Source organism: Mesorhizobium muleiense (assembly GCF_900099905.1).
Classification (GTDB): Bacteria; Pseudomonadota; Alphaproteobacteria; order Rhizobiales; family Rhizobiaceae; genus Mesorhizobium; species Mesorhizobium muleiense.
Genome location: NZ_FNEE01000005.1, coordinates 18,120 through 30,345, shown reverse-complemented (window position 1 = coordinate 30,345; position 12,226 = coordinate 18,120). Strand labels below are relative to the sequence as shown.

General features: G+C 63.9%; 11 protein-coding genes. 5 read left to right on the top strand and 6 right to left on the bottom strand.

Annotation, left to right across the window (positions count from 1 at the left end):
* Positions 1-36 precede the first annotated feature (36 nt).
* Entirely contained in the window at positions 37-408 is a 372-nt protein-coding gene (locus tag BLT09_RS11395; RefSeq protein ID WP_091593079.1) for a response regulator, read from the top strand.
* 12 nt (positions 409-420) lie between these two features.
* Here the strand turns inward: BLT09_RS11395 and BLT09_RS11390 are convergent, their stop codons facing one another.
* Complete coding sequence (locus BLT09_RS11390; protein WP_091593077.1) at positions 421-1,371, bottom strand: DMT family transporter; 951 nt, start codon at positions 1,369-1,371, stop codon at positions 421-423.
* A 312-nt stretch (positions 1,372-1,683) separates the two neighbouring features.
* Here BLT09_RS11390 and BLT09_RS11385 point away from each other — a divergent pair, with 312 nt between their 5' ends.
* On the top strand, positions 1,684-2,541 hold the full coding sequence (locus tag BLT09_RS11385) for a LysR family transcriptional regulator (RefSeq protein WP_091593075.1): 858 nt from the start codon (positions 1,684-1,686) through the stop codon (positions 2,539-2,541).
* Positions 2,542-2,553: 12 nt separating this feature from the next.
* Here the strand turns inward: BLT09_RS11385 and BLT09_RS11380 are convergent, their stop codons facing one another.
* The gene (locus BLT09_RS11380) at positions 2,554-5,208 is read right to left on the bottom strand and encodes a TIGR02302 family protein (protein WP_091593074.1); all 2,655 of its coding nucleotides are present in this window, start codon (positions 5,206-5,208) and stop codon (positions 2,554-2,556) included.
* Between the two features lie 172 nt (positions 5,209-5,380).
* Positions 5,381-6,322, bottom strand: a complete 942-nt coding sequence (locus tag BLT09_RS11375; RefSeq protein WP_091593072.1) for a threonine/serine dehydratase — start codon at positions 6,320-6,322, stop codon at positions 5,381-5,383.
* A 50-nt stretch (positions 6,323-6,372) separates the two neighbouring features.
* On the opposite strand from BLT09_RS11375, the gene BLT09_RS11370 reads away from it, so the two are divergent.
* Entirely contained in the window at positions 6,373-6,675 is a 303-nt protein-coding gene (locus BLT09_RS11370) for an ArsR/SmtB family transcription factor (protein WP_091593070.1), read from the top strand.
* 68 nt (positions 6,676-6,743) lie between these two features.
* On the opposite strand, the gene lysA is transcribed toward BLT09_RS11370, so the two are convergent.
* From lysA to argH, 3 genes are all read right to left on the bottom strand, one after another.
* Positions 6,744-8,012 carry a diaminopimelate decarboxylase gene (gene lysA / locus BLT09_RS11365; RefSeq protein ID WP_091593067.1) on the bottom strand — a complete coding sequence of 423 codons (1,269 nt, stop codon included), beginning with the start codon at positions 8,010-8,012 and terminating at the stop codon, positions 6,744-6,746.
* Positions 8,013-8,063: 51 nt separating this feature from the next.
* A complete protein-coding gene (locus BLT09_RS11360) occupies positions 8,064-8,270 on the bottom strand; it encodes a lipoprotein (RefSeq protein ID WP_091593065.1) in 207 nt (68 codons plus the stop codon).
* A 228-nt stretch (positions 8,271-8,498) separates the two neighbouring features.
* The gene (gene argH, locus BLT09_RS11355; RefSeq protein WP_091593063.1) at positions 8,499-9,899 is read right to left on the bottom strand and encodes an argininosuccinate lyase; all 1,401 of its coding nucleotides are present in this window, start codon (positions 9,897-9,899) and stop codon (positions 8,499-8,501) included.
* 34 nt (positions 9,900-9,933) lie between these two features.
* On the opposite strand from argH, the gene tlpA reads away from it, so the two are divergent.
* Together tlpA and ugpB are read left to right on the top strand one after the other, a co-directional pair.
* A complete protein-coding gene (gene tlpA, locus BLT09_RS11350; RefSeq protein WP_091593061.1) occupies positions 9,934-10,620 on the top strand; it encodes a thiol:disulfide interchange protein TlpA in 687 nt (228 codons plus the stop codon).
* Between the two features lie 240 nt (positions 10,621-10,860).
* Positions 10,861-12,171: a sn-glycerol-3-phosphate ABC transporter substrate-binding protein UgpB gene (ugpB, locus tag BLT09_RS11345; protein WP_091593059.1), complete on the top strand. Its 1,311-nt coding sequence runs from the start codon at positions 10,861-10,863 to the stop codon at positions 12,169-12,171.
* Positions 12,172-12,226 lie beyond the last annotated feature (55 nt).

Below are 12,226 nucleotides of genomic sequence, written 5' to 3'. Positions count from 1 at the left end.
CAGGAAAAGTCAACTTTTCCACGCCAACATTCGGCTATGGCAAAGCTCCTGATCGTTGAGGACGATGAGTCCGTCCGCACCCTCGCCGCTCGCGCGCTCGAACGCGCCGGGCACATGATCGACATCGCCGCCGACGGCGCGCAGGGGCTTGCCCTGATCCGCGCTGCACGTGGCGGCTACGACCTTGTCGTCTCGGATATCCGGATGCCGGAGATGGACGGCATCCACATGGCCAAGGCGGCTGCATCGCTTTTCCCGGCGATGAAGATCTTGCTGATGACCGGCTATGCCGACCAGCGCGAGCGCGCCGAGGAATTGAACGGCGTCATTGTGGACGTCGTGCAGAAGCCGTTCACGCTGGCCGAAATCCGCGCGCGCGTCGAACAGGCGCTCGCCTGTTTCGCTTAAGATTCCGCGCGGTCAGGCCGGATCGCAGGTCGCTGCGATTGCCGGCGCGCTGCTCCGGCGCCGGCTGGCGTTGAGCGCGAACAGACCGGCGCCGATGATGAGGGCGGCGCCGACGACGGTGGTCGATCGCGGCACTTCGGCAAAGAACAGGAAGCCCCACAGCGGCGACCAGATGATGCCGGTGTATTCGAAGGTGGCGACGCCGTTGGCCGGCGCCAGCCGGTAGGCCTGCGACAACAGGATCATCCCGGCCGAAGCCACGACGCCGCAGGCGGCCATCGTCAGGAAGTCGATTGACGTCGGCCAGATCCATGGCCTGACCAGGAATTCGAGGCTCGGATGCGTGGCATGAGCTATTCCTGCCAGCCAGAACAGCCCGGCGACCGCTGCAGCGCCCAGGAGATAGACGCCGTTTTGATAGAACGCCATGACTGTGGATGATTCGGTGTCGCCGATCTTGCGGGCCATCAACTGCGAAAAACCGTACAGCACCGCCGAGGCCAGCGACAGCAGCGCCGCCCAGTCGAACAGCCCGGCGCCGGGTCGCAGCATCACCAGCACGCCGAGCATGCCGACCATGACGGTGACCAGTGTCTGCCCCGCTACCCGTTCGCCGAGATAGGGGCCGGCAAGCGCCATGATGAACAGCGGTGCCATGAAATAGAGCGCCACCGCGTCGGCAAGCGGCAGGGCGGCGATCGCCAGGTAGTAGAGCGTGTAGGAGGTGAACAGGATCAAGGCGCGCATCGTCAGCATGCGAAACCGCTTCGAAAAGATCGCCCTGAGCCCGACATCGGCATGAACCAGCACAAGAAGAATGGGCAGGGCGACGATCGAGCGGATCGCCATCACCTCGGTCACCGGATAGGTGCCCGATACGGCCTTGATCAGCGGATCCTGGAGCGAGAACACCAGAACGCCGAGGCAAAGGCTTGCCATGCCGAGGACGATCCGGTTCTGCATGTCGTTCGACGGCTCCTTGCGTGCGCGGCCCGAGAGCCGGGCCCGCGTAACTTTGTTTTATGCATATCGCCCAAAACCGCTTCGCACCCTCGGGTCAGGCCCAGGGTCAGGCCCGAGGACATGCTTTTGGGCGACCCGCATTAAAAAGAACCCGCCACCATTTCGGGCAGCGGGTACGAGTGAGGACTTTTTTGGTCCGCAGCCGATTTCGCAGCCGCATATCCAATGGGTGAAGCGACTATTATCCGCCGTTTGACATGTTGCAAACGAATTGGAATGATGCCAGCAATCAGATTTTCTTATGGCGGACAAATGAAGCCCACGCTCGACAGCGATCTGCTGCGCACCTTCGTCGCGGTCGCCGACGCCGGCAATTTCACCAAGGCTGCGGTGCAGGCCGGCCGTACCCAGTCGGCGGTTTCGATGCAGATGAAGAAGCTCGAAGATATGGTCGGCGACAGCCTGTTCGAGCGCGGCTCGCGGGGTGTGGCGCTGACGCGCCGCGGCGGCGAACTCATCGTCAACGCCCGCCGCATCGTGTCGCTGCTGGACGAGACGGCGGCATCGATGGTCGCGACGCCGCTTGGCGGACCGGTGCGCATCGGCATTCCGGAGGAATATGGCCACGCGATCCTGTCGCGCGCGCTCGGCGCCTTTGCCAAGCGCCATCCTCAGGTCGACATCACCGTCCGTTACGCGCATTCCGGTGCGCAGATCGCGGCGCTCGCCGCCGGCGAGCTCGATCTGGCGGTGGTGTTCGAATGGCAGGACCTCTCCGGCGGTGAAGTGCTGATGCATGATCCGACCGTGTGGGTGACGTCGGAGCTGCACCATATGCATGAGGAGCGGCCGGTGCCGATCGCGCTCTACAATCGCGCCGGCTGGTGCAAGGATTTTGCGATAAAGTCGCTGGAACAGCGTGGTCTCGCCTATCGTGTCGCCTATACCAGCGATACCAATGGCGGCCTGCGGCTTGCCGTCACCTCCGGGCTGGCGATTGCGCCGATCTCGCGCAGCAACATCCCGGCTGGCTGCCGCGAGCTTACCGCCGCCGATGGATTCGGCGACATCGATTCCTCGAACGTGGTGCTGCGGCGTAATCCGAATGCTTCCGGCGAGGCCATCGTCAGCATGGAAGAGGCGATCCGCGAGGCGTTCACCAACCGTTAGAGCAGGCCGGCTTTACTTCAGCTCCAGCAGCCGCTCCAGATAGCTGCGCTCGATGTCGGGGCTGAGCGCGTTGCCGAGCCGCTTGCGGATCGCGTCGAGGATCTGGCGGGCGCGCTGCACGTCGATCTCGTCCGGCACCTTCACCGAATCGCCGAAATCTGGACCCTCGGTGGCGCGTGGCCGGCCGAGCGGATCGCGGTCGGCGTTCTGCTGGCGGCCGCCGCGCTGGCCTTCGCCCTCGTCCCCCTGCATGGCCTGCAATTGCTTCATCATGTCCTTGGCGCCCTTGCGCAACGCTTCCAGCGCGCGGCCCTGGTGACCGACCGCCTGATCGCCATCGCTGTCGCCAAGCGCCTGTTCGGCATCGCCCATGGATTTGCCGGCCTCGCCAAATCCCTCATTGGGCTCGAGCCCCATGCCTTCGAGACCTTTTCTCAACTGGTCGAGCTCGCTTTGCAGTTTGCCCTGGCCTTCCTGCAACTGCTTCAGCGCGTCTGCGAATTCCTCCGGCGTCATCGGCTTCGGCCGGCCGAGCGGATCGCGGTCCTCGCCTGGGCCGGGCTGCTCGCCCTGTTCGCCCATTTGGCCCTGCTCGCCGTTCTCGCCGAGCTGCTCGTCTCGGTTCTGCCCACGCTGTTGCTGGCCGCGCTGCATCTGGTCCATGCGGAAGGTTTCGTTCATCATCTCCTGCTGGCGCCGCATGATCTCGCCGAGCTTGTCCATCTGCTGGCGCATTTCGCTGTTCTGCTGGCCGCCCTGCTGCTGACGTCCGGCCTGCAGGTTGTTCATCATGTCCTGCAGCTGCGAAAGCAATTGCTGCGCGCTGTCGCGATCGCCGGACTTCGCCAGATTCTCGATCTGGTCCATCATCCGTTCGATATCACTCTGGCGCAGCTCCTGGCCGTTCTGCTGCATCTGCGGCGCGTTCGGATTCTGCTGCGCACGCTGGGCGAATTCCTGCAGGAACTGGTTCATCGCCTCGCGCAGTTCCTTCATCGCCTTGTCGATTTCCTCGTCGCTGGCGCCGTTCTTGATCGCGTCCTGCAACGCCTGCTGCGCCTGGCGCAGCCGGCGCTCGGCGTCCGAAAGATTGCCTTCCTCGATGCCGAGCGCGATCTCCCAGAGATAGGCGACCTCGTCGCGCAATTTGTCGTCGCTGTCGGCCATCTTCAGCCGGGTGCGGGCGCTCATGATGGCGAGGTAGTGCGCCATATTGTCGAACGTGTCTTCGGGCCTGAGCGTGATCGCATCCATCAGGTCGAGCACGCGGCTCTTGGCGTTGGCGTCGAGCGCCAGCGCGCGGCGCTGCTCGATCACGGCCTTGGCCAGCGGATTGGAGAATGGCCGCTCCGGCATCACCAGGGTCCTGGTTTCGCTGGTTGCCGTATGGCCGGCATCGTCGGTGGCGACAAGCCTGAGCTTGATGTCGCCGCCGGCCCAGACATGCTCGGTCAGGTCCTTCGTGGTCTTGGCGGCATTCCCCTTGACGCCGCGGCGCGGCAGCGTCAGCGGCATTTCGGGCGGGCCATAGAGCGGATGCGCATTCGGCGCCGGTGGGTCGGCCAATACGAAATCCGCCTTGGCGGAGGCCGCGCCATAGTCGTCGTCGATCTGGTAGTTGAGCTCGAAGGAGCCGTTGACGGCGCGTTTCGGCTCGCCGACGAAGCGGATTTGTGGCGGCTTGTCCGGGATCACCGCGAAGGCCCAGCTGCCGAGTTCGTCGCCGCCCGAGTTCAGCGTCAGCGTGCCGTTGGCGGTCAGCTTGCCGGTGAACTGGCGCACCGTTGAGGCCGCCGGCTTGGCCGCAGCCGGCTTGCCCGCAGCCGATTGGGCCGCGTCGGCCTGCTGCCCGGCCGGCTCGATGGTGCGGGCGTTACCGTCGGCGTCGGCATAGCTCAGCGTTTCCTCGCCCGAGCCGCCGGTGACGCGCAGCGACACATCGCTGCCCTCCGGAACGGTGAAGGTGGACTCAGCCTGATTGGCATTGCTGGCAAGGGCCGGGTTGGCGAGGGCTGGGGAAGTGAGGAAGACCGGTGCCCTGCCGGTGTAGGCCGGCGGCGTCACCCAGGCGTCGATGCGCGGCGGCACGGCGTCGCGCGCCGCGTGGGCACTGAACCCGTCCGCGATGCGGCCGCCCGACGGTCCGAACGAGAAGGCGAAAGCGGTGACCAACACAAGCGCCGCCACGGCGCGCAGCCCCCAAGGGTCGCGCTCCGGCACCCGGGTGCGTGGCAGGTCGCCACCGAGGTTGCCGAGTTTTTCGGCCATGCGTTTCTGGTGCTCGCGCCACAGCGCTTGCGAAAAAATGCTTTCCCTGCCGCTTGGCCGGTCCGTCTGCACCAGCACCGGGCTGTGCAGCAATAGGTTGGCCGCCTCGATGCGCCGATCGATCTCGGCACTGGACGGCACCCGGAAGAAACGCAGGGGATAGAGCGCGACAAAGGCTGCGATGGCGAACACAGCCACAAGACCGATGCGCGCCATGTCGGGCAGCAAAAGGAAGAGGCCGAGCCACGAGACGCTGAGGAACAGGCTGGCGACGATGACGAGTGGAAGCAGCAACGGCCAGCCACGCTCGACCGTCATCGAGACCCGCGTCGCCAGCCGGCTCACGGCAAGGCGCCCGGCCAGGCTGCGATCGCTGGTGAAGGTGGGTCGTTGCGTCATCGGCCCTTCCTGTTCGGGCGGGATAACCGAACCTCACAAATCTATCGCACCGGCCCGAAAATCGGATGCGAAGGACTCAAAGTCTTAGATGCACGTCGCTCCAAACATACCAAGAAACACGGCGAAGGCGAGGCAGTTCCCTAAAACGTGAACAGGACTGCCCCCGCTATCGTCAGAATTTAGCCGGATTGGCGTTTGCGCCGCAGACCAGCACGGCGACACGCTCGCCCGCAGCCGGCGCGTAGCGGCCGGACAGGAGCGCCGCGAAGGCCGCGGCGCCGCCCGGCTCGGAGATGATTCGCACCCGGTCCCAAAGCGCCGCCTGCGCGGCGATGATCTCGTCGTCGCTGACCAGTATGGAACGCTCGACGAAGGCCTCGGCGATCGGAAACATCATCTCGCCGACGCGCTTCGGCGCCAGCGAATCGGCGGCGATGCCCTCAGTCGGCGCATCGACGGGCCGGCCGGCCTCGAAGGCGCGATGAAGCGTCGGCGCGCCCTCCGGCTCGACGGCGATGATCCTGATGCGGCCGGCAAACCAGGCGGCGATGCCGCCGATCAGGCCGCCGCCGCCGACGGCGACCAGCAGCGTGTCGAGTTCAGGCAGGTCGGTCTCGATCTCAAGGCCGAGCGTGCCTTGCCCGACCAGCGTTTCCTCCTGGTTGAACGCATGGATCTGCAGCGCGCCGGAGCTTTCGGCAAAGTCTTCGCTGGCGGCCAGCGCTTCGGCATAGCGTGCGCCACCGACGACCAGCTCGGCGCCATAGCCGCGGATGCGTTCCAGCTTGGCCGGCGGGCTGACCTCCGGAACGAAGATGGTTGCCTTGTGGCCAAGCCGCATGGCGGCGTAGGCGACCGCGGCACCATGATTGCCGCCCGATGCGGCGACGACGCCAGCCTCGGGAACCGGCCGCTCGAGAAGATTGGTGAACGCGCCGCGCGCCTTGAACGAGCCGGAATGCTGCAGGCATTCGAGCTTCAGGTCGACGCCAAGAGGCGGGCGGCCGAAATCGGCCATGTCGACGCGCAGCACCGGCGTGTGGCGCACGAATGGCCGGATGCGCGGCTCCATTGCGGCGATGCGTTCGCGGGTGATGCTATTGCCGTTCAGCATGGTCTGCTCCCAAGGGTTGACATCACTTAGTAACTTAGCAAAATGACTAAATGCAAGAGATTGATGTCTTCAAGGCGATCGCCAACGAGCGCAGGCTGCAAATCCTCGATTGGCTGAAGGATCCGCGAGCGCATTTTCCGCCGCAGACGGATGGCGATCTGGTCGAGGACGGCGTCTGCGCGCTGCTGATCGCCGAAAAGCTGGGGATTACCCAGGCGACGCTCAGCGAGCATATGCGGGTGCTGACCCAGGCGGGCCTTCTGCGCAGCAAACGTATCAAGCAGTGGACGTTCTATCGCCGCGACGAGAGCAGGATCGCCGAGACCAGGGCGCTCCTCCAGCACCGGCTGTAGCGCTGCAGACGATCCATTCTTGTTGACCATGATCTTTTCCGAAACCGCCGTTTTTCGGGATCATGGGTCTATTCCAGCCAATCAGGTAGCGAATCCAGGCCGATCAGCTCGTCATAGGTCTGGCGCCGGCGCACGACATGGAAACGGTCGCCGTCGACCAGCACTTCAGGCACCAGCGGCCTGGTGTTGTAGGTGCCGGCCTGCACCGCGCCATAGGCGCCGGCGGTGGCGACGGCGATCAGGTCGCCGGCCTTCAGCCGCGGCAGGTCGCGGTCGAGGCCGAGATAATCGCCGGTCTCGCAGACCGGGCCGACCACGTCGACCGTCATGCGCGGCGCCGCGGCCGGCTGCTGCACCACCGGCTTGATGTCATGGAAGGCGTCATAGAGCGTCGGCCGGATCAGATCGTTCATCGCGGCGTCGACGACCAGGAAATTCCTGGCGTCGCCCTCCTTCACGAAGATCACCTGGGAGACCAGGATGCCGGCATTGCCTGATATAAGCCGGCCCGGCTCGAACATCACCTTCAGTCCGAGCCTAGCGACGTGCTTCTTGACGATCTGAGCATAAGCGTCCGGCAGGGGAGGCGGGCTGTTGTCGACGCGGTAGGGTATGCCGAGGCCGCCGCCGAGGTCGATATGCTCGATGGCGTGCCCGTCGGCGCGCAGCACGCCGACCAGTTCCACCAGCAGCGCAAAGGCGTCGTCGAAGGGCTGCAACTCGGTGATCTGGCTGCCGATATGAGTGTCGATGCCGGTGACCTTGATGCCAGGCAGCTCAGCTGCGCGGGCATAGACCTTTCGCGCCTTCTGCCAGGGAATGCCGAACTTGTTCTCGGCCCTGCCGGTGGAGATCTTCTTGTGGGTCTTGGCGTCGACATCCGGATTGATGCGCAGCGAGATCGGCGCCACCTTGTCCAGCGCCGCGGCTTGGGCCGACAGCAATTCCAGTTCCGGCTCGGATTCGACGTTGAAGCACAAAATGCCGGCCGAGAGTGCAAGATCCATTTCGCGCGCGGTCTTGCCGACGCCGGAAAACAGGATCTTGTTGGCCGGAATGCCGGCGGCCAGCGCGCGGCGCAGTTCGCCTTCCGAGACCACGTCGGCGCCGGCACCGAGTTTTGCCAGGATTTTTAGCACAGCCTGGTTGGAATTCGCCTTCATGGCATAGCAGACCAGCGCGTCGAGCCCGGCAAAGGCCTGCGCAAACACGCGGAAATGCCTGGTCAGCGTCGCCGTCGAATAGCAATAGAACGGCGTGCCGACGCTTGCGGCGATCTCTGATATCGCCACGTCCTCGGCATGCAGCACGCCGTCGCGGTAGTCGAAATGGTTCACGAGAGTGGTTCCGGAAGTTGGAGCACGATAGATCGGCCGATCTCATCGGCTCTAGATCAACGGATCGAGAATGAACTTCTTGTCCTCGACGGGTTTTTCCGGCTCCGGCGGCACGGGCTGCTCTGCCTTTTGTGCGTCCTTGCGCGCCTGCACGGCCGCCTCATAGGGCGTATCGAGCCCGGCTTTCCTGCCGCAGGCCGTTACGGCTGCCAGCGCCGCCAGCAGCGTCAGCGTCACCAAAATCCTGCTTGCGGTCATCGATCCATCCGTCCGAAACTTTTGCCCGCCGCTTTTAGCGGAGTTTTGCTGGCATTGCACCTAGTGTGGTGGATTTGAAGTTCCTGGCATTGATGGCATTCGCGTTGAGGAACTTCAAATCCAAAACCACACTAGAATTCATTGATTAACTCGTGCGGCTCTTGAATCCGAAATTCGCTCGCCGCGCTGCTCCAACGTGATGCGAATTTCGGATTCGCCGCACGAGCATCACGCCTTGGCGATGTGCTTTTTCCAGTAGCGAATCTGCTTCCTCACTTCCGACGGCGCGGTGCCGCCGAAGCTCGTGCGGCTCTTCACAGAATTCTGCACGGCAAGCACCGAAAACACGTCCGCCGTGATGCCGGGGTGAATGGACTGCAAGTCTTCCAGCGGCAGCCTGTCGAGCCCGATTTTCCTCTCTTCGGCCAACGCCACGGCGCGGCCGGTGACGTGGTGCGCCTCGCGGAACGGCAAGCCAAGGCTGCGCACCAGCCAGTCGGCAAGATCGGTCGCGGTCGCATAGCCTGACCCGGCTGCCTTCTTCATGGCGGCGGCATTCACCGTCATGTCGCGCACCATGCCGGTCATCGCAGCCAGCATCAGGTCGAGCGTCTCGGCGGCGTCGAACACGGATTCCTTGTCTTCCTGCATGTCCTTGCCGTAGGTCAGCGGCATGCCCTTCATGACAGTCAGCAGGCCGACCAGATGGCCGGTGACGCGGCCGGTCTTGCCGCGCACCAGCTCGGCGGCGTCGGGGTTCTTCTTCTGCGGCATGATCGAGGAGCCGGTGGAGAATGAGTCCGACAGCCTGACGAAGCCGAATTGCGGCGTCGACCAGATGATGATTTCTTCGGCCAGCCGCGACAGATGCGTCGCGCAGATCGCCGCCAGCCCCAAAAACTCGAGCGCGAAATCGCGGTCCGAAACGCTGTCGAGGGAATTGCGCATCGGCTCACGGAAGCCGAGCGCCCTGGCCGTCTGCTGCCGGTCGATCGGAAAGCTGGTGCCGGCAAGCGCGGCCGCACCGAGCGGGCTTTCGTCCATCCGTTCGATAGCGTCGCGAACACGCGACAGGTCGCGCGAAAACATCTCGACATAGGCCATGCAGTGATGGCCGAAGGTCACCGGCTGCGCCGCCTGCATGTGGGTGAAGCCCGGCATTACCGTTGCCGCATGCTCCTCGGCCCGCTCCAGGAACGCCGTGATCAGGCCCTTCAGCGCCTCGGCGACGCGAAAGCACTCGTCCTTGACCCATAGCCTGAGATCGACCGCCACCTGGTCGTTGCGCGAACGGGCGGTATGCAGGCGGCCGGCAGCCGGGCCGATCAGCTCGGCAAGGCGGGCCTCGACATTCATGTGGATGTCTTCCAGCCTGGTCGAGAACTCGAACGTGCCGGCTTCGATCTCTGCCAGGATCGTGTTCAGCCCGTGAGCGATTTTTTCTTGATCGGCCGCCGAAATAATGCCGGTTTGCGCCAGCATCTCGCTGTGGGCGATCGAGCCTCGGATATCCTGCGCGTAGAGTTTGCGGTCGAACGAGATCGACGCGTTGATCGCTTCCATGATCGCGGCCGGACCCGAGGCAAAACGTCCGCCCCACATCTGGTTGCTGGCCTTCTTGTCGCTCATCGCTATAACCCGTGCTCCGGAGCAGTTTTAAAAAATGGCAGACGGCAATCGATTTTTCCCGGCCCCGCGCCTCATCCTCGCCGCTTTGGTGGCAGGCGTGCTGGCCGGCGCGGTCGCGGTATATGTCAGCGAAAGCGGTTCTGGCAACAACGCCCCCGCTCAAGTCGCCGTGGGCGACAGCAAGGACGATGTCGCCTGCGCCGCCAAGGCCGACCGCGCCAAGACGGTCGCGGCGGCTGCCACCGGCCAGGTTGCAGCACTTTTGCCGGCCGATCCGCCGCAGTCGCTGAAGGGCCTTGCCTTCAACAGCCCCGACGGCAAGCCGATGACGCTCGCCGACCATGCCGGCAAGACGGTGCTGCTCAATCTGTGGGCGACATGGTGCGCGCCCTGCCGCGCCGAAATGCCGGCGCTCGACGCGCTGCAGAACGAAATGGGCAGTAATGCCTTCGAGGTCGTCGCGGTCAATGTCGATGCCGGCGACGACAGCAAGCCGAAGAAGTTCCTCGAGGAAACCGGCGTCAAGGCGCTCGGCTACTACCGCGATTCGACGATGGCGCTGTTCAACGATCTCAAGACACGCGGCCTGGCGCTCGGCCTGCCGGTCACCATGCTGATCGACGGTGAAGGCTGCCTGATTGCCCACATGAACGGCCCGGCAGAATGGTCGAGCCCCGACGCCAGGCGGCTGGTCGAGACGGCGCTCGGCAAGTCGGACTAATGCATGTCGCGCAAAGTGCGCTCTTTAGGAGGCGCCGGCGATTGCCGGTCGTCGTCGTTGTGCGATTGGTAAGCCGGCTTTTCAATTGCTTTCCATCGGCTCTCATCTCGAAGCGCACGCCACTTTAAGTGGGAATCAAGTTCATCGGTCCGCAACAAAACCGTTGTCCAATTGTCACGGGCGGCACATATTGGCTTTGCGAGAGTGCCCCTTTCGCCAATGACAAACGGGAGATGAAACATGAAGTTGTTCGGCTTCGCGGCCGGTGTCGCCGCCACCTTGACCCTGCTTTCCACCACCTCCGCCTTCGCCGTCACGCAGATCAGTTGGTGGCACGCCATGACCGGCGCCAACGCCGAGGTCGTCGGCAAGATCTCCAAGGATTTCAACGCCAGCCAGAGCGACTATGAATTGGTTCCGGTGTTCAAGGGCACCTATCCGGAGACGCTGAACGCCGGCATCGCCGCTTTCCGCGCTGGCCAGGCGCCCGACATCCTCCAGGTGTTCGACGTCGGCACCGGCGTGATGATGGCGGCCGAGGGTGCGATCAAGCCGGTGGCCGAGGTGATGACCGGTGCCGGGATGACCTTCGACAAGAGCCAGTATCTGCCCGGCATCGTCGGCTATTATTCGAAGCCGGACGGCACCATGCTGTCCTTCCCCTACAATTCCTCCTCGCCGATCCTCTATTACAACAAGGACATCTTCCAGAAGGCCGGTCTCGACGTGAACAACCCGCCCAAGACCTGGAACGAGGTTTGGGAAGCCGCCAAGAAGATCAAGACGAGCGGCGCCGCCCCTTGTGGCTATACCTCGACCTGGCTGACCTGGATCCATCTGGAGAATTTCGCGGCGTGGAATGATGTGTCGTGGGCGACCCAGCAGAACGGTCTGGCCGGCGGTGATGTCGAACTCAAGATCAACGCGCCGATTTTCGTCAACCACTTCCAGGCGCTCGCAGACCTCGCCAAGGACGGCACATTCAAATATGGCGGGCGTACCTCCGAAGCCAAGCAGATCTTCCTCGCCGGCGAATGCGGCATCTTCACCGAATCGTCGGGCGGCCTCGGCGACATCGTCAAGTCCGGCATGAACTATGGCATCGGCCAGCTTCCCTACGACAGCGACGCGAAGGGCGCACCGCAGAACACCACGCCGGGCGGCGCCAGCCTGTGGGTGTTCGGCGCCAAGTCGGACGAGCAATACAAGGGCGTTGCGGCATTCTTCGCCTACCTGTCCAAGACCGATGTGCAGGAATATCTGCACCAGAAGTCGGGATACCTGCCGGTGACGCTCGCTGCCTACGAGGCGACCAAGAAATCGGGCTTCTATGACAAGAACCCCGGCCGTGAGACACCCATCCTGCAAATGACGGGCAAGGCGCCGACCGACAACTCGAAGGGCGTGCGCCTGCCGAACCTGCCGCAGGTGCGCGATATCCAGAACGAGGAGTTCGAGAAGATGCTGGCCGGCCAGCAAACCGCTCAGCAGGCGCTTGACAACGCGGTCACGCGCGGCAACGCCGCAATCAAGGAAGCGCTGGAGAACTGACGAGATTATCTCGGTTGGTGTCGGTTTGAATATCGCCCACGCGAGCTCGCGTGGG

What these genes read in the sequence shown, in the direction of transcription:
- BLT09_RS11395 (WP_091593079.1), top strand. Translation starts at nt 37, where the DNA reads ATGGCAAAGCTCCTGATCGTTGAGGACGATGAGTCCGTCCGCACCCTC.
- BLT09_RS11390 (WP_091593077.1), bottom strand. Translation starts at nt 1,371, where the DNA reads ATGCAGAACCGGATCGTCCTCGGCATGGCAAGCCTTTGCCTCGGCGTT.
- BLT09_RS11385 (WP_091593075.1), top strand. Translation starts at nt 1,684, where the DNA reads ATGAAGCCCACGCTCGACAGCGATCTGCTGCGCACCTTCGTCGCGGTC.
- BLT09_RS11380 (WP_091593074.1), bottom strand. Translation starts at nt 5,208, where the DNA reads ATGACGCAACGACCCACCTTCACCAGCGATCGCAGCCTGGCCGGGCGC.
- BLT09_RS11375 (WP_091593072.1), bottom strand. Translation starts at nt 6,322, where the DNA reads ATGCTGAACGGCAATAGCATCACCCGCGAACGCATCGCCGCAATGGAG.
- BLT09_RS11370 (WP_091593070.1), top strand. Translation starts at nt 6,373, where the DNA reads ATGCAAGAGATTGATGTCTTCAAGGCGATCGCCAACGAGCGCAGGCTG.
- BLT09_RS11360 (WP_091593065.1), bottom strand. Translation starts at nt 8,270, where the DNA reads ATGACCGCAAGCAGGATTTTGGTGACGCTGACGCTGCTGGCGGCGCTG.
- argH (WP_091593063.1), bottom strand. Translation starts at nt 9,899, where the DNA reads ATGAGCGACAAGAAGGCCAGCAACCAGATGTGGGGCGGACGTTTTGCC.
- tlpA (WP_091593061.1), top strand. Translation starts at nt 9,934, where the DNA reads ATGGCAGACGGCAATCGATTTTTCCCGGCCCCGCGCCTCATCCTCGCC.
- ugpB (WP_091593059.1), top strand. Translation starts at nt 10,861, where the DNA reads ATGAAGTTGTTCGGCTTCGCGGCCGGTGTCGCCGCCACCTTGACCCTG.